Annotated in this window: 18 protein-coding genes; 9 read left to right on the forward strand and 9 right to left on the reverse strand. The window is 42.3% G+C overall.

Features of this window, described 5'->3' with window-relative positions; genetic code table 11:
* Positions 1-80 precede the first annotated feature (80 nt).
* Together JMX91_RS08355 and JMX91_RS08360 are read right to left on the reverse strand one after the other, a co-directional pair.
* The gene (locus tag JMX91_RS08355; protein ID WP_101205523.1) at positions 81-1,421 is read right to left on the reverse strand and encodes a homoserine dehydrogenase; all 1,341 of its coding nucleotides are present in this window, start codon (positions 1,419-1,421) and stop codon (positions 81-83) included.
* A 448-nt stretch (positions 1,422-1,869) separates the two neighbouring features.
* A complete protein-coding gene (locus JMX91_RS08360; protein ID WP_227679336.1) occupies positions 1,870-2,724 on the reverse strand; it encodes a DsbC family protein in 855 nt (284 codons plus the stop codon).
* Between the two features lie 405 nt (positions 2,725-3,129).
* Here JMX91_RS08360 and JMX91_RS08365 point away from each other — a divergent pair, with 405 nt between their 5' ends.
* Positions 3,130-4,071, forward strand: coding sequence for a DUF808 domain-containing protein (locus tag JMX91_RS08365; protein WP_201548532.1), 942 nt, complete (start codon positions 3,130-3,132; stop codon positions 4,069-4,071).
* 116 nt (positions 4,072-4,187) lie between these two features.
* Here JMX91_RS08365 and JMX91_RS08370 read toward each other — a convergent pair whose 3' ends face one another.
* Positions 4,188-8,366, reverse strand: coding sequence for an Rne/Rng family ribonuclease (locus JMX91_RS08370; protein WP_201548534.1), 4,179 nt, complete (start codon positions 8,364-8,366; stop codon positions 4,188-4,190).
* A gap of 1,189 nt (positions 8,367-9,555) precedes the next feature.
* Here JMX91_RS08370 and JMX91_RS08375 point away from each other — a divergent pair.
* Together JMX91_RS08375 and JMX91_RS08380 are read left to right on the forward strand one after the other, a co-directional pair.
* The gene (locus JMX91_RS08375; protein ID WP_201548536.1) at positions 9,556-10,566 is read left to right on the forward strand and encodes an RluA family pseudouridine synthase; all 1,011 of its coding nucleotides are present in this window, start codon (positions 9,556-9,558) and stop codon (positions 10,564-10,566) included.
* A 133-nt stretch (positions 10,567-10,699) separates the two neighbouring features.
* A complete protein-coding gene (locus tag JMX91_RS08380) occupies positions 10,700-11,407 on the forward strand; it encodes an HAD family hydrolase (protein ID WP_201548538.1) in 708 nt (235 codons plus the stop codon).
* Between the two features lie 124 nt (positions 11,408-11,531).
* Here JMX91_RS08380 and yihA read toward each other — a convergent pair whose 3' ends face one another.
* On the reverse strand, positions 11,532-12,302 hold the full coding sequence (yihA, locus tag JMX91_RS08385) for a ribosome biogenesis GTP-binding protein YihA/YsxC (RefSeq protein WP_201548540.1): 771 nt from the start codon (positions 12,300-12,302) through the stop codon (positions 11,532-11,534).
* 404 nt (positions 12,303-12,706) lie between these two features.
* On the opposite strand from yihA, the gene JMX91_RS08390 reads away from it, so the two are divergent.
* From JMX91_RS08390 to JMX91_RS08405, 4 genes are all read left to right on the forward strand, one after another.
* Positions 12,707-13,042: a c-type cytochrome gene (locus JMX91_RS08390; RefSeq protein ID WP_201548542.1), complete on the forward strand. Its 336-nt coding sequence runs from the start codon at positions 12,707-12,709 to the stop codon at positions 13,040-13,042.
* A gap of 318 nt (positions 13,043-13,360) precedes the next feature.
* A complete protein-coding gene (locus JMX91_RS08395) occupies positions 13,361-14,029 on the forward strand; it encodes a c-type cytochrome (protein ID WP_101205531.1) in 669 nt (222 codons plus the stop codon).
* Positions 14,030-14,382: 353 nt separating this feature from the next.
* Positions 14,383-15,516 (forward strand): hypothetical protein, encoded by a 1,134-nt coding sequence (locus JMX91_RS08400; protein ID WP_201548544.1) that lies wholly within the window; start codon positions 14,383-14,385, stop codon positions 15,514-15,516.
* Positions 15,504-15,875 carry an RnfH family protein gene (locus JMX91_RS08405; protein ID WP_227679338.1) on the forward strand — a complete coding sequence of 124 codons (372 nt, stop codon included), beginning with the start codon at positions 15,504-15,506 and terminating at the stop codon, positions 15,873-15,875. Before JMX91_RS08400 ends, JMX91_RS08405 begins: the two co-directional genes overlap by 13 nt.
* A gap of 33 nt (positions 15,876-15,908) precedes the next feature.
* Here the strand turns inward: JMX91_RS08405 and JMX91_RS08410 are convergent, their stop codons facing one another.
* A complete protein-coding gene (locus tag JMX91_RS08410; protein WP_057758247.1) occupies positions 15,909-16,328 on the reverse strand; it encodes an outer membrane protein assembly factor BamE in 420 nt (139 codons plus the stop codon).
* Positions 16,329-16,645: 317 nt separating this feature from the next.
* Here JMX91_RS08410 and fur point away from each other — a divergent pair, with 317 nt between their 5' ends.
* Positions 16,646-17,080 carry a ferric iron uptake transcriptional regulator gene (fur, locus tag JMX91_RS08415; RefSeq protein WP_057758249.1) on the forward strand — a complete coding sequence of 145 codons (435 nt, stop codon included), beginning with the start codon at positions 16,646-16,648 and terminating at the stop codon, positions 17,078-17,080.
* 126 nt (positions 17,081-17,206) lie between these two features.
* Here the strand turns inward: fur and JMX91_RS08420 are convergent, their stop codons facing one another.
* Together JMX91_RS08420 and JMX91_RS08425 are read right to left on the reverse strand one after the other, a co-directional pair.
* Entirely contained in the window at positions 17,207-18,328 is a 1,122-nt protein-coding gene (locus tag JMX91_RS08420) for a PilT/PilU family type 4a pilus ATPase (RefSeq protein ID WP_201548546.1), read from the reverse strand.
* A gap of 132 nt (positions 18,329-18,460) precedes the next feature.
* Positions 18,461-19,516, reverse strand: a complete 1,056-nt coding sequence (locus JMX91_RS08425; RefSeq protein WP_057758253.1) for a type IV pilus twitching motility protein PilT — start codon at positions 19,514-19,516, stop codon at positions 18,461-18,463.
* A 356-nt stretch (positions 19,517-19,872) separates the two neighbouring features.
* On the opposite strand from JMX91_RS08425, the gene JMX91_RS08430 reads away from it, so the two are divergent.
* The gene (locus JMX91_RS08430) at positions 19,873-20,589 is read left to right on the forward strand and encodes a YggS family pyridoxal phosphate-dependent enzyme (RefSeq protein WP_201548548.1); all 717 of its coding nucleotides are present in this window, start codon (positions 19,873-19,875) and stop codon (positions 20,587-20,589) included.
* A gap of 46 nt (positions 20,590-20,635) precedes the next feature.
* On the opposite strand, the gene JMX91_RS08435 is transcribed toward JMX91_RS08430, so the two are convergent.
* Entirely contained in the window at positions 20,636-21,910 is a 1,275-nt protein-coding gene (locus tag JMX91_RS08435) for a hemolysin family protein (RefSeq protein ID WP_201548550.1), read from the reverse strand.
* A gap of 213 nt (positions 21,911-22,123) precedes the next feature.
* Positions 22,124-23,815, reverse strand: a complete 1,692-nt coding sequence (locus JMX91_RS08440; protein WP_201548552.1) for an NAD+ synthase — start codon at positions 23,813-23,815, stop codon at positions 22,124-22,126.
* Between the last annotated feature and the right edge of the window lie 322 nt (positions 23,816-24,137).

Genomic DNA, 24,137 nt, shown 5'->3' on the forward strand with positions numbered 1-24,137 from the left:
TAAGTATCTACCAAGAAATCAGATGCCGATTGGCTAGCTTTTGCTTATATTATAAGCATCTGTCTTCTTCAGTATGTGGTTTATGCTAGCTCATCTAATCGTATGCGTACTACTTTATCAGTAATGGTCTCTAACTTTTCAATTTTTTCGATAGCAAGATTCATCTGACTCTCAACCACAGGTAGCGTCAGAATAATCACCGGCACTTGACCTACTTTATGCGCAGGCTTTTGCAAGATTGCATCGATGTTGATACCGGCATCACTTAGGATGCGCGTGATATCTGCCAGTACGCCTGGGCTATCATAAGCATGCACACGCAAATAATATCCAGTTACCATCTGATCAGCACGCAATATAGGCGTGTCTGATAGCTGATCAGGGATAAATGCTAAATGCGGGACATGATGACCAGTGTTGCTCTGGTCGTCGCGGTCTTTGCTACCCAGCACACGAACCAAATCCATGACATCGGCCATCACTGCAGAAGCAGTTGCACCAGCCCCAGCCCCATCGCCGCAATAGAGCGTCTGACCAAGTGGATGTGAGTTAACCAGTACTGCATTTTTTACACCATTGACGTTCGCCAATAGCGCATCTTGTGGAATAAGTGTCGGGTGTACGCGTAATTCAACCCCTGCGTCACCATCGTTTTCGCTATCGCGGCGTACGGCAAACCCTAAATGCTTGATACGGTAGCCAAGCTCTTCGGCATAGTTCACGTCTTGCAGGGTAATACCAGTGATACCTTCACAGTAGACTTTATCAAATTGTAGCGGAATACCAAAAGCGATAGAGGCGAGTAGCGCCAATTTATGAGCGGCATCAATACCTTCAACATCAAAAGTAGGATCTGCTTCTGCGTAACCCAACTCTTGTGCTTCGCTCAATACGTCAGCAAAAGGACGACCCTTATCACGCATTTCGGTCATGATAAAGTTACCAGTACCGTTGATGATACCCGCGAGCCAGTCGATTTTGTTGGCGGCCAGTGCTTCACGCATTACCTTGATAATAGGAATACCGCCTGCTACCGCTGCTTCATAAGCAACGTGCACGTTGTTTTCTTCAGCGAAGGCAAAGATCTCATTACCGTGTTCAGCGAGTAGAGCCTTGTTTGCCGTGACCACATGCTTGCCGTTTTTAATGGCCTGCATAATGACGTCTTTGGCTAAGGTGGTACCACCAATCACTTCGATAACAATATCGACATTATCGCTTGCGGCAATTGCCATCAGATCGCTGTTTTGCATGATATTGGTATCAATATCATCACGCTGACGACGCGTACCGACTTCGGTAATAATAATGTCGCGTCCGCTACGGCGTTTTAGCTCATTTAAATTGTCATTGATCAGATTGATCACGCCCGTTCCGACGGTGCCCAGACCAAGTATCGCTAGTTTGATGGAATTACTCACAGTATCCTCAAGAGGTTAAATACAATGAAGTTAGTATAAGCGATAACAGTGTCAAATGAATCTGCGACATCAAACAGAATGTCTGTGCGCATTGTCTAGTACTGCCTGCCTATCTACTTCATCATAGTTGAATAAAAAAAGCTCAAATAAAAAGGGTGTTGCTCATTTTGCATCGCACTTTATCGTATCATACCGACAAGGCATTGTGACGTCTATACAATCTCATAAAAGCCGATTTTATGAAGGTTAATACCATAAAAGCCAATGTTCTGAAGGTTGATTTCATAAAGGCTAATATTAAAAAGACAACGTCATCAAGGTTATATCAGCTTACGATTATAAAAAAGCAGTAGCTTCAATCTTGTTTGGCATATGTATATGTCATTTATGCTTGGTTACTAGTATTAGTCACTCTAATATGAGTGATTAATACTGGTAATTCATATGATTAGTTAGCGCCTACTGCTTGTGCCAATTCTGCTGCAGGCAAGTAGCCACCTACTTGTTGTCCTGTTTCGGTAAACACCGCAGGCGTACCGCGCACCCCAAGTTTTGAGCCTAGAGCCATATGTTCTTGTACAGGGTTGGCGCAGCTAGGGGCTTGTACGTTGGCACCGATTTTTGCTTGATCCATCGCAGCTTTACGATCCTGACTACACCAGATAGCTTCCATCTTTGGTACAGACTCTTGACTGCGTGGCCATGCCAGATAACGAACCTCGATACCACGCGCATTGATATCATCCATTTCAGAATGTAGTTTGCGACAGTAGCCACAGTCTGCATCGGTAAAGGCATAGATGACGGCCTTGGTTTCACCTTTTGCTGGATAAATCACCATGTCTTTTTTATCGACGGCTTTTAGCGCTTCTTGTGCTGTCGTAGCAACCAATGCAGCACTGATATCAACCGGAGCGGCTTCACCCACAGCGATGATCTGACCTTGAATAATATGCTTGCCAGCTTTATCAGTAAAGAAAGAAGGTAGACCTTCAGCGGTCACCCAATAAATACCATCCATATCTGTCGGTACAGCTGAAACGATAGTTTCCTCGATACCAGAGCTTTTTAGGTTCGTCTGTAACGCCTTCACTACGGTTGTATCATTACCAGCTGAGGGATTAGTAGCAGTGGATTTTGTCTGTGCAGCGTTTACAACACTGGTATTGCTGGTTGCATCAGCGGCATTGTTTGAGCAGCCAGCAGCGATACCAACTAACAGCGCACTCATCATAAAACGAGATAGAACGGTACGAGAAAGAGGATTACGCAAGGTGATGTTTTTGACAGTGGGGAACGGCATACGGGTTTCCTATAGGCGTCGCGCCTAATCATGAGTTCGTTATAAAAAGCGCTATAAACTTTTCTATATAGTAATGTGTCTTGGCAGTGTTTTAAAGGTCTAACATTGAAGAAGTTTTTATAACTTATTGATAATAAAAGATAGGTAGTAATAGCCTTCATATTACCATATTTACGCCAAATAATAGCAAAGGGAAGACTGCCAAGAAGTATCAACAAAGCCAACTTTAAAAGATAGCTATCAACATAAATTCAAAAAATAAGATACATTTGTGCTATTTAACATAGTTGCTTGAACTTGTAGTCTAAGGCTAATCGCATTGTTTTTATAAAAATCTATATAAAATGCGTTGTATAAACTATTTGAGAACGACTTACTTTAACAAATTTGCTTTAAGGAGCACACATGGCAGGTGCCAGTTTATTAACCTTACTCGATGACATCAGCGTCTTAATGGATGACGTGAGCGTCATGACCAAAGTTGCCGCCAAAAAAACCGCGGGCTTAGTTGGGGATGATTTAGCACTCAATGCCGAGCAGGTCACAGGGGTTAAGCCAAATCGTGAGCTCCCCGTCATTTGGGCAGTTGCCAAAGGCTCTGCCGTGAACAAAGTGATTTTAGTACCAGCGGCGCTATTGATCAGTTATTTTATACCGTGGTTGATTACTCCGCTATTGATGATCGGAGGGTTATACCTGAGTTATGAAGGGGCTGAAAAGGTCATTCACAAATTTTGGCCGAAGTTGTTGCCTCATGATGAAGAGCAAAATGCCCGTTTAAAAGCCAATGCAGATGAGTCGGTAGATTTGGTCGCGTTTGAAAAAGACAAAATCAAAGGTGCCATACGTACAGACTTTATCTTATCAGCTGAGATTATTGTTATCTCTTTAGGCGCAGTTACAGCAGCTGGTGGCGATATTGTCCAAAAAGGCATTGTACTTTCGATAGTGGCTGCTGTCGTGACCGTCGGTATTTATGGCTTAGTTGCAGGCATCGTAAAGATTGATGATGCGGGTCTGCATTTGATTGAAAACTCACAAGCAGGTGATAGTAAACGCAAATTTGGCGAGTTTATGCTTGCAGCTGCGCCAAAGCTTATGAAGTTTTTATCCATAGCGGGCACGATTGCGATGTTCTTGGTGGGCGGCGGTATTATCGTTCACGGTATCGGCTTTTTGCATCACAGTGTAGAAGACATTGCCCATCTTACTGGGGTATTTGAAGGGTTAACCGCGTCATTGTTAAATGGGTTGGTCGGCCTAATCGTTGGCGCTATTGTGGTAGCTATTGTTACTACTATTGGCAAAATGCGTGGTAAAGATGACACAGCGTCTTCTGCGCACTAAGCTTATCTGCTTTCTATTGTCTCTCGTTTGAATTAGCAAGTAAGTTTGACTGTATTAAACTAAAAAGCCCCAAAGCTACGAATAGCTTTGGGGCTTTTACGTTTGAGCTTATATGACTAGCTGTCGCTGTCTGTATCGTCAGATGCGAGCTTTTCAGCCTGCGTCGGCTTTTTGTGATCCGTCTTAGGCTTACGAGTGCGCGCCTTTGGTACTTTTGGCGTAGTCAGATTGAACATACCAGTCTGTGGAAGCAATTGCTCAGCCACATTTTCGATCATGTTTTTATAGCTGGCTATGGTCGTCTTAGACTTAGCTGCCTGACTGTCTTCTTTGCTAGCTTCTTTAGTAGTTTCTTCTACTGCCGAGTCAGTCGTTTGCTCAGTCTCTGCTACTATATTTTCTGCATCGTCTTCTACTTCATTGCCAGTTGGCTTTGCAGGGATTTCGACTTCTGCGTCCTTAGCTTCTGATTGAGCACGCTCGACTTCTAGCAATTGCTCACTATCAGCACTGATATCATTAGTTTGAGCCTGATTGGTGAGGGCGGTCGCTTCAACGTCATGCGCATCGACTTCGCTATCTGTTTGCTCAGTGATAGCTGGTTCCGCATCGCTTACTTGTTCAGCAGGTACGCTCAGTACAGCTGGTTCCTGATAATCAGGGTGCTGTCCGCGTGGATCATTGCTAGCACGTTTAGTGATAGCACGTGGCTCAACGTCTGTCTTACCTTGCTCGGCTGCGAATTGACTGACGGCTTGGGTCATCGCTTCAAAGCGTGCAAGGTAGTCGGCAGCCAATGGTTGATAGCCATAGTTGCTAAAGTCAAAGCTCTGGCTAGCAGCATTAGGGCTGTTATCAGCATTCTGAGCTTGCTCATTATGCAATGCAATAGTCGTAATAAAGCAGTTGATAATGCCTTCTTCCGCTAAGCGCGTTTGCGCCTCTGGTAACGTTGCACGAATAAACTCACCAACCGTGCCACGTATTGCTGGCACATTAGTGGCAGCTGGCTTGTCCGCTTGAGCGGCTTGCTGAGCGAGTACTACACGAGGATCGTTACTCGCTTGCCCAAACTTTTCAGCAGTCACGTAACGTGTGCCAAATAGTGCTTCATGAGTTAGCTCAAGTGCTGAGTTACTTACATTATTTGTGCTTGCACTATTACTATCAGCCTGAGTATTCTGAGCTTCATCGCCCTTACTCACATTTTCAGCAGTCTTGGTTTCCTGCTGTTTTGGAGTCTCTGTAGCTTTTTCAGCATCAGCAGTTACCGACGTTGGAGCTTCCGCTTTACTTTCGGTGTTACTCGTAGAGGTCGATTGAGCTTCTATAACTACAGGTGCTTTTTTCTCTTCAGCAGCCTGCTCATGCTTAAGAGCATCGTTTTGAACCTTAGCGTGTTCAGTAGTTGCACGCTTATCGTCATTTACCTGATTAGCATTTGCTTCCACCGTACTTTTTGCGTTATCACTTTTCTTCTCAGCATTCGAAGCACTGGTGTTTTGCTTGCTAGTATTCTGCTCATTGCTACTATGCTTATCAGTAGATTTTTGAGCAGCTGTTTCGTTTGAACGCTCATCTTTTGCTACGTTATTTGTCGCGCTTCGCTGCTCACTAGGCTGAGTTTTGGCCTGTGTGGATTTGCTATCATCTAAAGATAGGTGAACCACTTCAGGGGCTTTTAGCTCAGTTGGCGCTTCATTAACCTGTAGCACGACCTCGTTAGGGTCTTGATTGCGACGTGCGCTAGATTGATTTTTGCTACTGGCAGCATCGTTGTTTCTAGCGTTCTGCTGCTTGCTGTGCTTAACGCTGTCAGCCGTTAGTGTTTCACCGCGCTCTAGCTTACCGCGTGAGCCGCGTTGGCTATGCGATTTACGCTTAGTACGGGTTTGCTCATCTGCTTTAGAGCTGTTTTCGTTATCAGCATCACTGCGCTCGCTTGCGTTACGATTGCTGCTCTGTTGATTGCTATCTTGGCGGTTATTACGATTGCGATCATTTGTGCGTCTATTATCGTTCTGACGCTTGTCTTGCTGTCTTTGGTCTTGAGTATCAGATGATTTGTCATCAGCATTGTTTGAGCCAGTACTTTCTGAACTACTATTTACGTTGCCAGTAGTCTCGTCAGCTGTCTCTTTTCTTTGACGCGGCTTAGAAGATCTAGACTTACGCGGCTTACGTCTTCTTCTGTCTTCATTGCTGCTGTCGTCAGTATCGCTGTCATTGCGACGCGCCTGTTGACGATTAGCGTTGTTATCTGACTGTTGGCTGTCATTTTTCTGACTGTTGCTTTGTTGAGTTGGCTGCTCGCCAGTTGAAGCGGCACTATTCAATGCATTGCTATCAACTTGACCAAACGAGCCTAAGCTTTGCGCGCCAGTGTTTACTAGCGCTTCGATTGCTTCAGCGGCATCTCGGCTACTGACACTAGGTGTCGTAGTAGCTTGCGGTGCTTGAGCAAATAGGTTTGATAACCACGCGACGGCTTTTGGTTGAGCAGTAGCTTCGACACTCTGTGTCTGCGGCGCTACTGGAACGGCAACACTAGCGGTTTTATTGGCTTGCGGTACATGTGTAGGCGACACGTCGTTGGTGTTTTTATGATTACGACGATCATTGCTATGATTTACCGTATCGTTCTGTGCTTGCGTGGCTGCATTCGGCTGTGTGTTTGAGCGGCTCTGCTTATCATCTGCAGTTTTACGAGGTTGGCGAGTAGGTTGCTGTTCAGGACGTTCTTTTTCAGCAGTCTGCCAGTCAACGTTGTAGCCAAGGTCACTGTGCTCTTGTTGCTGAGTGTCAGTAATACGCTCATAGCTTGATGGTGCAAAGCCATCGCGGTTGAAATGGAGCTTGAAGTTTGGTGATTCTAAATGCGCGTGTGGCAAAATAGTGATACGCGTGCCACTGTCTTGCTCAAGGTAAACCAAGCTATCGCGCTTTTCATTTAATAAGAATGCTGCGATGTCCGTTGGAACCTCTGCTTGTACTTCACCTTGGCGTTCTTTAAGGGCGATTTGCTCAATTTGACGCATGATAGATAGCGACAATGAGCGCAAGTCACGAATCATACCGTTGCCATGACAACGTGGGCAGATATAGCCTGTTGACTCTTCTAAGGAAGGACGTAGACGCTGACGGCTCATTTCCATTAGACCGAACTTGGAAATATCACCAAATTGAACGCGCGCACGATCGTATTTGGTCGCGTCGATTAGACGTTTTTCTACTTCTTTTTGGTGCTTGTTGTCATTCATGTCAATGAAATCAATAACAATCAAACCACCCATATCACGCAAACGAAGCTGACGGGCAATCTCATCAGCTGCTTCTAAGTTGGTATGGTAAGCGGTCTCAGCAACATCTGAACCTTTGGTTGACTTAGCTGAGTTAATATCGATAGAGACCAGTGCTTCTGTTTGGTCAATAACGATTGAACCACCTGATGGCAGACGAACTTCACGCTGATAAGCGGTTTCGATTTGTTTTTCGATATTGAAGCGCGAAAACATCGGTTCATAATCGGTATATTTGCGTAGCTTTTCGGCTTGTTTTGGCATTACCGCATCGATAAACCCAGCCGCTTCAATGTAAGCGTTTTCGTTATCAATCCAAATCTCAGCGATATCATCACGCAGATAATCACGAACAGCACGTGTGACGACGCCCGCTTCTTGGTGAACCAAGCGCGGTGAAGGGTATTTCTGGTTTTGTTCTTGAATGGCTTGCCAAATATTGAGCAAGTGATTTAGGTCGTGCTGCAAGTCTTCTTGCGTTTTACCAATACCAGCAGTACGAATGATAACACTCATGCCTTTTGGTAAATCAAGGTTGCTCAGCATACGCTTCATATCTTCGCGCAGTTTGCCCGAGATTTGACGTGAGATACCACCGCCACGAGGGTTGTTTGGCATCAATACTAGGTAGCGACCGGCTAATGACACATACGTCGATAGGGCAGCGCCTTTATTGCCGCGCTCTTCTTTTTCGACTTGTACGATTAGCTCGTCGCCTTCTTTGATCAGTTTTTTGATGTTTTCGTCACGTGGGTTGCCGCTTAGGTATTCAGCAGAGATTTCACGAATTGGTAAAAAGCCTTGGCGCTGAGAACCGTATTCAACGAATACTGCTTCGAGCGATGGCTCAACACGGGTCACATGACCTTTGTAGATGTTAGATTTTTTTTGCTCGCGAGTACGGTTTTCTAGGTCGAAATCGTACAGATGATTGCCTTTACATAAGGCGACACGAATCTCTTCGTTTTGAGTGGCGTTGATCAAAATGCGTTTCATATTTGTATCCTATGAGTACGCATGACAACGATAAGACAGTCTTTAGGACATAGTGGCAAGTGTGGCTAATATTGTGATTAGCGTGTGTAGATGTTCATTAACGGTAGAACGTAAATCGTGGGTTTCATAAAGCACATGGGCTTTTTCAATGGCTTCTTTTTTACCTGAAGTAATGAGCAGTGCTCACGTTAATATCAGTAATATAGGCTGTAAGGCTACGGTACTTATATTTTATCATCAGTAAACTTGGTACATATATGATTGGGTCAGCGAGTTAAAGCGCTCTTATTCTCAGTACGTTCTATTGGTAGTGATTTCAGCGCACGTTGTAAGCGTGGGCGAGGGTCAGTTACAGTTCTAAAAAATACTGATATTAAAAAGGCGTGGTGCTGTTGCCATTCATCCATCAAAGTCTAACAATAATATTGCGGTCATGATTGCTACTATATAGTGGCGTCATTCAGCGGTTGTTTGTTCAGGCGAAGCAATTGGTTACTCTTTGTTTATCGTTCTTTGTCTAACGTCAATAATATCTTGGGTGTTTCAAGGTTAGGTGTCGCAGCTTTTGTTATCAGCGGGGCGTACTTGGCAAACAGAGTAATGGACCAGCTTGTCAGCGTGGTATCGTATTTACATTGTTATCGTCATCTGTTTGACCACCAATACTTAGGCAGCTATCGATATACTTTTCGATCCTAACGCTAAACTACCCATACTTGCTCAACTATGCTGGCATAAAGAACCATCAGATAAATAGTCATTAAATAATGATTGATTATCGAGTACGGTCGTTGTCATGCAATTAGTGAGTCAGTGTTGTGTTGTAATCGGTTAATAAGCTGATTTATTATCAGAGTGATTAACGCGATGGTATTTAGTGTCACTATTTATTTTATGGTACCGAATAACATTCAGTACAGTATTTTTAATTTGTAGGGCTATATTTGGTAAGTAATACCTCTAAATAAATAAAGCGCCCTAAAATCAGATGAAACGTGTCATGTCAGCAGGATAAATAGTGTCAACCTCTTTACTGGCAAGTAGTGGAAAACTGACAAGCAATAAAATGGTGGTCAACTATTTGTAACAACAATGATTATTGCTGTCGCCTCTGCTTAATTGTCGCTCAACATGCTAAACTATAGCAAATCTTTGTGTAAATACCTAACTAAAAATGACAAACTCAAAAATGACTGACGACGCTACTACCCATGAAGCCCCTGCTATTTTTAATAGCAAAACACGCCCACAAAGCGCTGACGATGAGATTAGCAACTTCGGTAAGGTGAACTACCTCGAAGTAACGCGCCATCAACACGACCAGCGTTTGGATAATTTTTTGTTAAACCGTTTAAAAGGTTTGCCAAAATCACATATCTACAAAATGATTCGCTCAGATGAGATACGTGTCAATAATAAGCGCTGCAAAGCACACGATAGAGTGCAGCGTGAAGATGTGGTACGTATTGCCCCTGTAGAGCTAGCAACGCGCGAGAAACCAATTATTAGTACCGAGTTTGCCAAAAGCTTGCTGGCTCGTGTGGTCTATGAAGATGACGGTTTGTTAGTGCTAAATAAGCCCTCTGGTATCGCTGTGCATGGCGGTAGCGGCTTGGACTTTGGGGTTATCGAAGCCATGCGTGAAGTGACGGGTAAAAAATACCTAGAGCTAATCCATCGCATTGATAAAGACACATCAGGGTTACTGATGATTTCCAAAAAACGCTCAACGCTCAAAGTGTTACAGCAGCATTTGGTAGACAAGACCATTCAAAAGCACTATCTATGTCTAGCCAAGGGACAGCCTGCGCTTAATGAGCAGCGTATTAATGCACCATTGCTAAGATATACGCTTGCCAGTGGTGAGCGCCGAGTGAAAGTAGATAGCCAAGACCCTCAAGCGAAAGAAAGCCAGACTGATATCATTATCCATGATCGCTTTATGATTAATGGTCAGCCAGTCAGCTTAATTGAAGCCAAGCCATTGACGGGTCGCACGCATCAAATCCGTGTGCATTTGGCTCATATTGGTCATGCCATCTTGGGTGATGACAAATACAACGTCCATGATAAATCAGGCGTCCATCGTCTGTGTTTACATGCATGGCGCTTAGACATTCCAGGCTACAAGACCATTACTGCGCCATTGCCAGACGATATGGCAGATTGGTTACCAGAAACAACGAAATTGCCTGAATAGTTTTTTAAACTTAATTCTTAAGCCAAACTATTTTCGTATTTTCCCAAACGTCACGATATCTTATTTTTACGAATAAGCCACCGTGACGTTTTGGTGTCTGCTATTTATTATTGTTATTCATTAAGGTAAATCCATGACCAAACCAGCTATAACTTCAGAGTGTGTTATAAATGCTCAACTAGCGGTAGAACACAATCTGTCTGACAAAACGTTGATTATTTTTGATTGGGACGGCACGCTAATGGATTCAATCGGTCTAATCGTTGAGTCTATGCATGTGGCTGGCGAAGCACACGGGTTTAAGACGACTGATAAAGCCGTGAAAGACATCATTGGTCTGAGCTTGATGAATGGGATTAAGATTTTATATCCGCAGGCAAACGATGCGCAACTGCTTGAGATTCAGCAAACCTATGCAGAGTACTATATTGCTAATAGTCATAGTACGCCGCTATTTGAGCCGATAGAGCATATGTTAGAAACTTTGCAGCAGCAAGGCAAAACGCTCGCCGTAGCAACGGGTAAAAAAAGAAAAGGGCTAGATCGTGTATTAGATGCCTCAGATAGCCATGATTACTTTGCGATTACACGTTGTGCTGATGAGTCAGGCTCAAAACCTGATCCGCAGATGTTGACCGATATCTTGGATTATACGCAGCAGCAGGTTTCTAATGCTGTGTTTATCGGCGACAGTATCTATGACATTCAAATGGCAACAGCATTGGGCATGACCAGTATAGCGGTGAACTATGGTACGGCAACGAGTACAGAGCTTGCTGAGCAAAATCCAACCTACCAAGTTGATACTCCACAAGCGCTAGTGGATTTGCTATGCGGGTAGAGCTACTTTTATCATTCTTATTATTTTAATATCACACCGATGATAATAATGAGTGAATAAATAGGCAATAAAAAAGGGTTTATCGTAATAGCGATAAACCCTTTTTTGTTAACGATGATGATATCTATTTGTTTTCTTTTTCAACACTCTCTTTTCCAACGCTTTCTTTTTCAATAGCGTCTTCTAACTCATCGCCTTCTAGCAATGCAAAAGAAGACTCAATGATTTTGTCTGCATCAAGCTGATACTCATACCAGTTGCCCATTACCCCAGCCAACTCATCGAGACCTTCCTTTCTGAGGGCCGAAAACAACTGAATGGTACAGTTTAGTCCCAGTTTTTTGAGGCGTTTACGAGTCTCAAGGAGGGCGTTCTTAGAAGCACCGTACTTCAATTTATCTGCTTTGGTCAGCAGAATATGTACTGGTAGCTCACCATCGTTTGCCCAGTGCAGCATTTGCTCATCAAAAAACTTAAGCGGATGGCGAATATCTGTCATCAGTACCAGACCTGCAAGGCTTGAGCGTGATACCAAGTATTCTTCTAGCTCAACTTGCCATTCTTTTTTCATCTCTAGCGGAACAGCTGCATAGCCGTAACCAGGCAAATCGACCAAACGTCTGTCAGTATCACCGATACTAAAAAAGTTAATCATCTGCGTGCGTCCAGGTGTTTTAGACGAGCGAGCTAATTGACGCTGATTGGTTAAGGCGTTGATGGCTGATGATTTGCCAGCGTTTGAGCGACCTGCAAAAGCGACTTCCAATCCCATATCAGGCGGACAGAGACGAAAGGTAGGTGCTGACATCATAAACTCAGTTTGCTGAATTTTCTGACGAGATTTGGTATTGAACAAGGCATGTTCAGCGGCGACATCGTTAAACGGGGTACTCATAAATGGCTCATTAATCTTAAAAAATTGGATGCGATTATAAAATTTTAGTCAGCTGATGATTCAAGTCATCGGTGCGGTCAAGTAGTTGGTAAAGCAATAGGTAAATCAAGTTAAAAGGCTGTTCTTTATCAATACAGTTATGTACAAATCATAAAAGTAGCTATTTAATATTACTGGCTATTCTATACTATTCCGTGTCTTACTTATTGAAATAACTGCGATTAGCATCATATAAATAGTAGGATAACATTAAAGTTGGCCAGTCATTAAGACAAGTTCTCAGCTTTAACAAAGCCATATCCAAATTCTCTATGTTTATATGACATATATTGTTACAATGTTTAACGAAGGATGTTTAATAGAACGATTGATGAGACACGTGAAATATCACGAGGAGGTGCTCTATGTTTTCAATCAGTAAACTTCTTAGCACGAGTTATCGCGCTATAACGGCTAGCAGTGCTGCACTATTATTAAGTGGCATTATGATTAGCAGCGCAAGTGCGGCGGATATCGCTACTACCTATAATAACTCATGTGCAGCCTGTCACGATAGTGGGGCGTTAAATGCCATCAAAAAAGGTGATAGTGCCAAATGGCAACAGTTGATTAAACAAAAAAGTATGTCGACACTCATTAAGTCTGTCAAAGGTGGTATGCCGCAGATGCCAGCAGGTGGTCTTTGCGACAAATGTAGTGATGACGACTATCGTAAACTTATCGAATATATGAGCAAATAATCGACTTATAAATATAATTTAAACATATAAAATAAAGCGCTGGGCTAATAACCTATCTGCGCTTTTTGTTTTTACGTCATATTGTATATTGTGTTGCCAGAAAACTGATGGATACTATGATTAAGTAGGCAAATGATACAAAGTCTTGCTATAATAATCGAAAATAAACCCTGATGTTAGTAAGTACTTTCAGACTGCTTGTGTCCAAGACCTCAAAATATACGCCATTCTCATGATTAAAGAGGCGGCTATATCAGGTATCTTACCAGTGCAATCACTCTAAATAATGCTTACGCCGAGCTAGTAGGATTTGTATCAATGAAAAAGTTAATCGCTGCTGCCAGCTTATGCGTTGCAAGTTTCAGCGTACAAGCTGCTATTATTGTTCCTGAATATGACGTCAATGCAGGTCAAAAAGTTGCAGAAACCGTTTGTGCCGCTTGTCATGGTCTTAATGGCGTCAGCATTGTTCCTGCACAGCCAAACCTTGGCGGCCAAAACGTAAAGTACCTATATAAACAGCTAGTCAACTTTAAAGCAGGTTATCGCAAAAACGGTATCATGCAGTCACAAGTTGCTAATCTGTCTCAGCAAGACCTAGCCAACGTAGCAGGTTATTACGCCAGTCAAGCGCCTTGGGGCGTTGGCTACGGCAATCCTGCAACCAACCAAGAAGCGACTAAACTATTCTTGGGCGGTGATAAGTCGCGCGGTGTTATTGGTTGTGCCGGCTGTCATGGTCCAGATGCTGCAGGTAACACTTGGGCTGCATTTCCAAAACTAGGTGGACAGCACGCTCAGTATATTGCTACTCAGCTAAAACTATTCCGTGCCGCTGGACGTGTTGATGATATCGATAGCGATGATCAAAAACGAGTCAATGATGCCGCCAAAGAAGGCGAGATGGGTATGATGCAAACGGTTGCATCGAAACTATCAGATCGTGACATTCGTATCCTGTCAGACTATGTAAGTGCTATTCACTAATTGAGTCGCATTGATGCGATATCTGATACATACTTTGCTTTGCATAGAAGGCCATTGAGCAAAGCCACTGAGTATTGAATCGCATATTGATTATATCTGAATGACTAAACCCCGATTTCGGGGTTTTTTTATAACTGTTTGTCCCTTATATTAAGACAGTATTTAGATGAATTCATTTACAGAGGCCAGTCGTTGCTCTGTATAATTATAAATTATCGTTATTCACTTTATACCAATTTTCAAAATACGATTAGCCTTGTCAAACATGTTCAGTCTACTATGCGTGGTAATGGCACTTGTTTTTTTGCTAACTCAGTTTTTGCGAATGGTATTAGATCGTTTGGATTGAAATTATGATGATCCGTTATGCTTCTTATTTTATTGCGGCGTTACTACCGTTATTGCTATTTCGTTGGTTTGCACCTGCGTCAATTGGTGAGATCGACTTTTGGTTACTATGGCTATTAGCCATGGTATTGGTTGCGCTGCCAGTCATTTATGCTGAGATAGCATTGGCCTACCGCAGTGTCGAAGGACCTCTAGCGGGTATGCAAAAGCTCACTCGTGAAGCAGATGTCAGTCCGATTTGGCGTAGCTTTGGTTGGTTAGCGGCGCTCGTTTCTATTGTGATTGCAGCGTTGGTTATATCTGGCGCAAGTACAGGTATATTGTCTGCATTAACTGAGCTAAATAGCGTACCCGATGTACCTAGCTTCGCAGTTGCTGCAGGCCTGATGGTCATTGCAGTACTTTTAAGCTTGCTGGGTGTTACGCCTTTACCTATTGGTTTAGGATTGATGGTAATAGGGTTACTGCTAGGGTTCGCAAACGGTGTACCCAATGCTAGTTTTGCTATGACTGATGTCAGTTTGACGGAATGGGCTCGCGCAGTCGCGTTAGCATTAGTGAGTGTCGGTGCAGGTACAGGATTATACTGGTTCGGTCAGAACTTGGTGAGTAAGCAGACCGTCACAGCGGTAGAAGCAAACAATCAGCAAGCAAAAAACAGAGCGGCTACTCGTGAGTACCGTGCAACCAAGCTAGTGTTACCGATTTGGGTATTGCAACTGCTGATAGGAGTAGTGGCTTTATTTACTAGCGGTATGTCGCTACCGCCGATTGGACAGCTTTTATATTGGGGCGGGGTGTTATTTGTAGCCAGTTACTTGCTCCATTACAGTACTCAACAGTTAACGCATAAGTTTGGATTATTAGTTAGTTTGATAATCACTTTTGCTGTAGCGTTACTATTAGTGGTTGCGATTCCGACAGCATGGTTAGTTGGCATCTTGGTCATTATTAGTAGCATTGCTGTACTATTATTATCAGTATTTGCGGGTTGGCAGATGAAGATTAGCCATCTACGCAAGTCGTTAAATTTTAGCAATGAAGCAGTTTATAACTTGTGGCGAGTGGCGATACGTTTAGTCGTACCATTAGCATTACTGCTAGCATTGGTAGGTTGGGTGATGCAGTGGTTGAGCTAACAGTCGAAGGTCGTGACAGCAGTGTGCCACAGTCTACGCAAGCCAATCTAATGACCGTATATCTGGCGTATGCTGAAGATGAGCAGCGCCAGCATTATCTAGCTTTGCAGGTTAGACAAGGTACTAGTTTGCATGAAGCATTGGCGCAAGCAGGGTGGCTTGAGAAATTTGCAGAACTGGCGAAGTGGTGTGAGCAAGTAATAGATATCACCACGCCAACTGCGAAACGTTGGCATGTAGGGATTTATGCACAGAAACAGCCATTAAGCTATTTGCTACAGCCTTTTGACCGTATCGAGGTATATCGTAGTTTAAGCGCTGATCCTATGTCTCAGCGCAAAAATAAATCTCGTAGCTAACCGTTAACTATTTAAGCTAATAGGTTTCGCTAACTATGATGCTGGCAGACTCTCAATACCTTCGATGCGCGTGACCAAACCATTATCATCAAAGTAAACAACTAAATGCTGGCTGGCGTTTTTGACATCTGCGATGCCTTTGCGGCTACCTTCGGTGCCTGCTTTGTAGTCATAGATATAATCCCAGCGTTTAGGCTCAAGAGTATCTCGAATCGCAGGGCTGCCAAGAGTATAAAGAACTTGGTTTTGATTCATACCCACTTTTAGCTTTTGAGCTTGGGTTTGCGTAATCGCTGTGCCTTGTGGCAAATCAATCTTATAAACACTCAATAATGAGCAGCCAGACATAGCAACAGTAGCGCTAAGCATACTGGTGATAACGATCTTACGTAATGCGCTTGTGTGGCTTAACGGACGGAAATTTAATGTCTTTATCATGGTAAGATGACTCATAAGAAATGAATTAGGTGTGGCCAGCGTGAGGTCGTACCAGTCTGACCGACAATCTTGGACAAATGATACGTCATTTACTTGCAATTGCCTACCACTTACGACATTATTTACCAAACACAATCTGAATAGTTAGATTAATTATATTTTAAATTCATAGGCTTGCATCTCGATATTTAGAAAATAATAAGAGAGATGTCTGCGTAAGTTTTATCAGTTTATTATTAATCATTTACTTTATATTAAATAAAAATAATCTTTGTTGATTATTTATCTCATATTTTCTATTTGTTAAGGCTGTCACAGTCAAAAGGGATATTATGGCTTCTTTTACCAATCAAGATTTACGTAGAGCAGGACTCAAGGTCACGTTACCTCGTATCAAAATTTTAGAGCTATTAGAAAGCGCAGAGCTGCACCACATGAGTGCAGAAGAAGTGTATAAGGCGCTTATCGAGCAAGGTGAAGATGTAGGTCTTGCCACTGTCTATCGTGTACTGACACAGTTTGAACAAGCAGGTATTGTTGAGCGTCATAACTTCGAAAACAATCTATCTGTATTTGAGATTACCCAAGAAGAGCATCACGATCACCTAGTTTGTGATGTGTGTGGCAAGATTATAGAGTTTCATAATGAAGTCATCGAAGAAGAGCAACTAAAAGTAGCAGAAAAACATGGCTTTAAACTGTCTGGGCATTCTCTCGTGCTATATGGCATTTGTGCGGATCAAGCCTGTAGAGATAGCGCGAAATAATTGTCTAGCGTACTAGTAGAAACGCTTATTTCTACTAGTACTACGATATTGAACAGTAAAAAACCCTCGTTATTTATAACGAGGGTTTCTTTTTATATGTCTATTATGCCTAGAAAGCGCAATAATTTAGCTCACATCTAACGATAAACTATCAGCACCTTCATCTAAATTAGCCTTGCCGTTTTTGCTACTGAGCTTAATTTTTAGGCGTAGATCATTAGGAGAGTCGGCATGTAAAATCGCTTCTTTATACGTTATCTCTCCTTGTTCATACAAATCAAAAAGTGCCTGATCAAAGGTTTGCATGCCACTGTCTCGTGAGCGTGTCATCACATCTTTGATTTCATGGACTTCTCCTTTACGGATATAGTCACTAATCAGCTGCGAATTTAGCAAAATCTCAATAGCAGCGCGTCGCCCTTTACCATCAGGTGTGGGGATAAGTTGCTGCGCGATAATAGCTTGCAGGTTCAACGACAAATCCATAAATAACTGGTTATGGCGATTGGTTTCAAAGAAGTGAATGATACGATCAATTGCTTGGTTGGCATTGTTTGCGTGCAACGTTGCAAACACTAGATGGCCTGTCTCAGCATACTGAATAGCATAACTCATGACTTCACGGTTACGAATCTCTCCGATTAAGATAACATCGGGTGCTTGGCGTAGCGTGTTTTTTAGGCCTGCTTCAAATGAATGGGTATCGATACCAACTTCACGCTGGGTAATAATACAGCCGCGATGTTTATGGACAAATTCAATAGGGTCTTCTATCGTAATGATATGACCATGAGAGTTTTGATTGCGATGTCCTATCATTGCCGCAAGGGTAGTAGATTTACCTGTACCTGTTGCGCCAACTAATAGAATAATACCGCGTTTTTTCATGGCCAACTCTTTTAGCGCTGGCGGTAAACGTAACTCTTCAACCGTTGGAATATTATTTTCAATTTTCCTTAAAATCATTCCTGCCATATCACGCTGTATAAATGCACTGACTCGAAAACGAGCTTGTTGTGCTTCATCAGAGATGGCAAATTGACATTCGTTGGTTTCTTCAAACTCTTTTTGCTGGCTTGGTGTCATTACACCTTTGACCAATCTCATGGTTTGCTCAGCACTCAAAGGTGTCCTACCGACAGGTAAAATTTTTCCATTCACTTTCATGGAAGGCGCTACGTCAGCAGTAATAAAAAGGTCAGAGCCATTTTTGCTGATCATCAACTGTAATAGTTTATCAATGTCCATATCGCACCTATACCAGATGTAAGTCAATTAAAATCATATTTCAAATACGTCAGTAAAAAGTAAGAAAGTAATTACAGAGACCATAAGTTGTTTGTTATTTTTAGTGGTATCTGTCAATACTGTCTGTCAGTACTATAAAAATGCCTCAGGCTGCTTGGCATAAGGACGAGCAACATCTTTACTAATGGTTCCCTTACTTACCAAGTTCTTTAACGTCTGATCGAGGGTAATCATGCCATCACCTGCACCCGTTTGGATAGCAGAATACATCTGAGCGATTTTGTTCTCACGTATCAAGTTACGGATAGCAGGGGTACCTATCATGATTTCATGGGCGGCTATACGTCCACCCGCTTGACGACGTAACAGGGTCTGTGAAATAACAGCTTGCAATGATTCTGACAGCATCGCACGAATCATATCTTTTTCAGCAGCTGGGAATACATCAATAACACGGTCAATTGTTTTAGCCGCTGAGCTGGTATGCAAGGTGCCGAACACTAAGTGACCAGTCTCTGCTGCCGTCAATGCCAAACGGATGGTCTCAAGGTCACGTAGCTCACCTACCAAGATTACATCGGGATCTTCACGTAGGGCAGAGCGCAGTGCTGGCTCAAAACCCAAAGTATCACGGTGTACTTCACGCTGATTGATCAAGCTTTTTTTAGATTGATGTACAAATTCAATCGGATCTTCAATAGTTAAAATATGCTCTTTACGGCTTTCGTTAATATAATCAATCATCGCTGCAAGTGTTGTTGACTTACCTGAACCTGTTGGGCCCGTGACCAATACCACACCACGCTTAAAGTCTGAAACGCGTCTAAAAACATCGCCCATACCTAAGTCTTCCATCGTTAATACTTTGGAAGGAATGGTACGAAATACAGCACCTGCACCGCGGTTTTGATTAAAAGCGTTGACACGAAAACGTGCTAGATTAGGAATTTCAAAAGAAAAATCCGTTTCAAAAAACTCTTCAAAGTCAGCACGTTGCTTATCATTCATGATGTCATAAATAAGCTGATGCACGACCTGATGGGTCATCTCTGGCATATTGATACGGGTCATTTCACCATCAACACGTATCATTGCCGGCATACCCGCTGAAATATGTAAATCTGACGCCTTATGCTTAACGGTAAAGCGCAGCAAGTCTTCGATATTAAGATTATTTTTTTCAGCCATAATTTGATATTCCTATCACTTAGTCTAGGTAAGACAAAACACTATAAAAGTACGTGGTAAACTATTTATCGATAACCTTAATATAATAAAAGATGATAAGAAGCTCACCAGTACAGGTCTTTACCATCACTAGCATATTCAGCAGCATATGTTAAAGCATGTAACAATATCATAACAAGACTATGAGTATTTAACCATCTACTAAATTAAGAAAAAATAGAACTGGATCGTTTTAAAATAATTCTTATAGAAATTATTTTCAATTTACTTTTAAAAATCGGATAGTTATGTTTTTTTTTATAATAAAAATTGCAGAAAAAAATCTCAAAAAATTAATCAAGCAGTAAGGGCAAAATATGAAGGAAATGAATGGCAATATTGATGAAGTGACACTTATCGATAACTGGCAACAAGTTAGTAAGCAGATGAAGCAAGCGTGTGATCATGCTGACAGACAGGCTGATAATGTTATGCTGCTGGCTGTTTCGAAAACGAAACCTGCCGATATGATTGCAACTTTAGCAGAACAAGGACAGCGTGATTTTGGTGAAAACTATCTACAAGAAGCCATCGAAAAAATTGCTGCTCTTAAAGCTCAACCTGTAGGCAAGAGTATCGTTTGGCATTATATCGGTAGTATTCAACGTAATAAGACACGTGACATTGCAGAGCACTTTGATTGGGTACAAACTGTTGAGCGCGATATCATCGCCAAACGATTGAATGACCAACGACCAGCTGACCTGCCACCATTGAATGTGCTGATCCAATTAAATATCGATAACGAAGATAGCAAATCCGGATGTTTGCCAGCCCAGTTGCCAGAGCTGATAACAGCGATAAAAGGCTACGAGCGTCTACAGCTACGTGGTCTGATGATTATTCCTGCTAAGGCAAATACGGATGCCTTTGCTCGAACTAAGCAGTTGTTTGAAGAGATTAAAGCTGACCATCCAGAGTTAAGTGGTTGGGATACGCTTAGTATGGGTATGAGTGGTGATATGGCAGAAGCGATAGAAAGCGGCACAACGATGGTACGTGTCGGAACCGCTATCTTTGGTCAACGTGCTTAAAACAATGTCAATGGGCTAATTAAGCATTCTTTAACTAGCTAGTAAATTAAAGGACATCTTCTAATTTGGTGACTAGCATCTGTGTAATTTTAAGATTATCAGTTGCGATAATCTCAAATCGATAATTAGCATACTCAATCGTGTCGGTCTTTTTAGGGATTTTTCGGAGCATATACATCATAAATCCACTGATAGTCTCGTAATTTTGACTTCGTGGTAAGTCGACGATATCTAATGCACGAATTACATCTTCGATAGGGGTCATGCCATCGATTAGCCACGAGTTGTCAGTGCGCTGGACAATAGGCTGTTCCTCGAGCGTTACCAACTCACCCATTACAATGCTCATCACGTCCTTTAAGGTGATAACACCAACGACTAGGGCATATTCATTCACAATTACCGCAAAATCAGCGCCAGTAGATTTAAACATCTCTAATACTTCAAATAGAGACAAAGTATCAGGCACGAAAAGTGCTGGCTTCAATAGAGTTTTGTTCGTTAAGCTAACTTCTTGTTGGTTCAAAACCAAAGCCAAAAAGCTACGAGATTCTACATAACCAACGATATGCTCTAAATCGTCATCATGGCAGACCAAAAATTTATTGTGGGGCTGCTCAATCATGATATTCACGACTTCTTCGGTACTTGTCTTGGTATCAAAGTAAACGATATTTTCTCGAGGATTCATCACTGAGGTGACGGTACGCTCCTGCATATCAAAGATGTTTTCGATCAAGTGATGCTCTTGCTTCTTTAGTACACCCGCTTCGGCACCAGCATCCATCACTGCATAAATATCTTCTGGTGTCATATCATCTTGACGTATGGTCGAGATGCCAAAAAGCTTAAACAGGATATTTGCAGCCCCATCGAACACCCATATAATAGGCTTTAGTATAAATATCAACAACATCATCGGGCGTACGAGCCGTACCGCTATCGTCTCAGCGTTTGACATGGCCAAACGCCTAGGCATTAGGTCGGCAAGTAGTGAAAACAAACTCGTGATAAGTACAAACGATATAACTGATGCTATCGTTTCACTATTTAATAACTGCTCGAGATAAGGGCTAATGGCCGATTCACCCACGGCACCAGCTGAAATAGCGACCGCATTTAGCACTATTTGTACGACGGTGATAAAGCTACCAGGATGCTCTTGCATATTGAGCACATCAAGTGCGCGAACATCGCCTTCTTTTGCCATAATTTGGAGCTTGATTTTGCGGCCTGCGGCAATGGCAATCTCAGCAGCAGAGACAAAGGTACTTAAGGCAAGCAGTAAAAGAAGAAAGATACTAGCGGTTAGCAAACTCATGACGTACTCGAAAAAGAAATAAAGATAATTGAGGCAAAATAGTTAGTGAAACTGTGTGGAAAAGAATATGGTTAGGTGTAAAAATTTTTGATGGATAAAAACCAAAAAAGCTGAGTAAGCACCCAGCTAATAGTAAAAATTCGATATCTTGTAAAACTGGCTAACTAGTACCTCTCAACTCATAGACAGTAGAAATTGAGAGGTGTGTAGTAATTAACCTTTGATTGACCACTTATTGACCAATGGATAACGGCGCTCACGCCCAAAAGCTTTATGGCTAATCTTAGTGCCGATAGGAGATTGCAAGCGTTTGTATTCGCTGTTGTCTACCATTTTGATGACTTTAGCGACCATCTCAGCATCGAAGCCTTTATCAATAATTTCTTGATAGCCCATATCTTCATCGATATATGACGTCAAGATACCATCTAATACATCGTAGTCAGGCAAGCTGTCTTGATCTTTTTGATCTGGACGTAATTCAGCTGATGGCGGACGAGTAATAACACGCTCAGGAATAACAGGCGTATCTTCTAAACGGTTGCGATAGCTCGCTAATTTATAAACTTGAGACTTATATACGTCTTTTAGTACGTCAAAGCCACCAGCCATGTCGCCATATAGCGTTGAGTAACCAACTGCCAATTCTGACTTGTTACCAGTCGTAATAACTAAATGACCGAATTTATTGGACAATGCCATTAAAATAACACCGCGAGCGCGCGCTTGGATGTTTTCTTCGGTCGTGTCCGCTGGCGATTTATTGAATAACGGTGCTAGCGTATGACGGATGCCTTCGACAGCGTCAAAAATAGGACAAACGGTGTAAGAAACATTTAAGCGACGTGCCTGTGCTTGAGCATCTTCTAGACTGATTTGAGAGGTATACTCGTATGGCATCATGACCGCATATACCTTATCAGCGCCTAACGCGTCAACAGCGATACAGAGCGTCAATGCTGAGTCAATACCACCTGATAACCCGACAATAATGCCAGAGAATCCTGAATGGTTGACATAGTCGCGTAGACCGACGACTAACGCCTGATACATTTCAGATTCACGGCTCAAGGTTAGAGGCGCTTTTGTCTGCTCGTTAAACTTCGCAGTTTTCACATCTAACGTGGCCAGTAGCAACTGGTTCATAAAGCGCGGCGCTTCATGGGCAATGCTACCGTCAGCTTGTACAGCCATAGAGCCACCATCAAACACGAGATCGTCTTGCCCGCCCACTGCGTTGACATAGACGATAGGTAGTTTGTTTTCACGGCTACGCTTGGCGAGCATGGTTTTACGATTGTCTTGCTTTTCAATCTCAAAAGGTGACGCGTTTAAGCTTACGATTAAATCAGCACCTTGCTTTTTAAGCTCAGAGATAGGCCCTTTTTCCCACAAATCTTCACAGATAAGCAGACCAATAGTAATACCTTTATAGTCAAATAAAACTTGATTGCGACCTTTATCGAAGTAGCGACGCTCATCAAACACGCCATAATTTGGCAAAATTTGCTTATGATAAAAGCCTTTTTGATGACCATTATGCAGGATGGCAGCAGAGTTAAAAGTACCGTGATGATCGACATGTGGATAGCCGACAATCATGACGATATCATCAATATCACTCAAAGTAGATAAAGCGCTTTTGACGCGACCTGATAAGCTTGGACGTAGCAATAAATCTTGTGGAGGGTAACCTAACAGAGCTAGCTCTGGGAATACGATTACGTCAGCACCTTGTTCGCGTGCTTGTAATGCTAGGGTACGCATTTTTTCGACGTTGGTTGCGATATCACCGACCAAAAAATGTGATTGAGCTAAAGCAAAAGTGACAGTATCTTGTGGTTTATTGGTCTTACTGGCTTCGTTTGAGGTGTTAGAGTTGGGGTTATCAGTGTCTTTTGACATTGTTATTGTTCCTATCGATATATTATTAAAATTTGGTGTGTCTGTATTGATTTCAAATAAAATCAAAGTAAATCCGAAATTAACTCAAAACTGCGTTCTTACATATCAAGCTCAAATATTGAGCTGATACGCTGAGTCTAAATCTTATATAAGCCTGTATAAAAGACTTATGATTTTGCTCAAGTAACTCACTCTAAGTAATAGCGACACCCTAAAATTAGAACTTATAATAGTCTAAAAGAAGACGATATAAGCGGGTGTTGAAATCTGTCTCAGAGGACTTAATGTCTGTACGACGATGTAAATAAACATGTGCAAATAA

Source organism: Psychrobacter sp. Pi2-1 (assembly GCF_904846645.1).
Classification (GTDB): domain Bacteria; phylum Pseudomonadota; class Gammaproteobacteria; order Pseudomonadales; family Moraxellaceae; genus Psychrobacter.

Excerpts from the sequence above, each read along its gene's own strand:
- JMX91_RS08400 (WP_201548544.1), top strand. The coding sequence starts at position 14,383 with ATGATGATCCGTTATGCTTCTTATTTTATTGCGGCGTTACTACCGTTA.
- JMX91_RS08360 (WP_227679336.1), bottom strand. The coding sequence starts at position 2,724 with ATGCCGTTCCCCACTGTCAAAAACATCACCTTGCGTAATCCTCTTTCT.
- fur (WP_057758249.1), top strand. The coding sequence starts at position 16,646 with ATGGCTTCTTTTACCAATCAAGATTTACGTAGAGCAGGACTCAAGGTC.
- JMX91_RS08375 (WP_201548536.1), top strand. The coding sequence starts at position 9,556 with ATGACTGACGACGCTACTACCCATGAAGCCCCTGCTATTTTTAATAGC.
- JMX91_RS08365 (WP_201548532.1), top strand. The coding sequence starts at position 3,130 with ATGGCAGGTGCCAGTTTATTAACCTTACTCGATGACATCAGCGTCTTA.
- yihA (WP_201548540.1), bottom strand. The coding sequence starts at position 12,302 with ATGAGTACCCCGTTTAACGATGTCGCCGCTGAACATGCCTTGTTCAAT.
- JMX91_RS08370 (WP_201548534.1), bottom strand. The coding sequence starts at position 8,366 with ATGAAACGCATTTTGATCAACGCCACTCAAAACGAAGAGATTCGTGTC.
- JMX91_RS08435 (WP_201548550.1), bottom strand. The coding sequence starts at position 21,910 with ATGAGTTTGCTAACCGCTAGTATCTTTCTTCTTTTACTGCTTGCCTTA.
- JMX91_RS08425 (WP_057758253.1), bottom strand. The coding sequence starts at position 19,516 with ATGGCTGAAAAAAATAATCTTAATATCGAAGACTTGCTGCGCTTTACC.
- JMX91_RS08440 (WP_201548552.1), bottom strand. The coding sequence starts at position 23,815 with ATGTCAAAAGACACTGATAACCCCAACTCTAACACCTCAAACGAAGCC.
- JMX91_RS08390 (WP_201548542.1), top strand. The coding sequence starts at position 12,707 with ATGTTTTCAATCAGTAAACTTCTTAGCACGAGTTATCGCGCTATAACG.
- JMX91_RS08395 (WP_101205531.1), top strand. The coding sequence starts at position 13,361 with ATGAAAAAGTTAATCGCTGCTGCCAGCTTATGCGTTGCAAGTTTCAGC.
- JMX91_RS08420 (WP_201548546.1), bottom strand. The coding sequence starts at position 18,328 with ATGGACATTGATAAACTATTACAGTTGATGATCAGCAAAAATGGCTCT.
- JMX91_RS08380 (WP_201548538.1), top strand. The coding sequence starts at position 10,700 with ATGACCAAACCAGCTATAACTTCAGAGTGTGTTATAAATGCTCAACTA.
- JMX91_RS08430 (WP_201548548.1), top strand. The coding sequence starts at position 19,873 with ATGAAGGAAATGAATGGCAATATTGATGAAGTGACACTTATCGATAAC.
- JMX91_RS08410 (WP_057758247.1), bottom strand. The coding sequence starts at position 16,328 with ATGAGTCATCTTACCATGATAAAGACATTAAATTTCCGTCCGTTAAGC.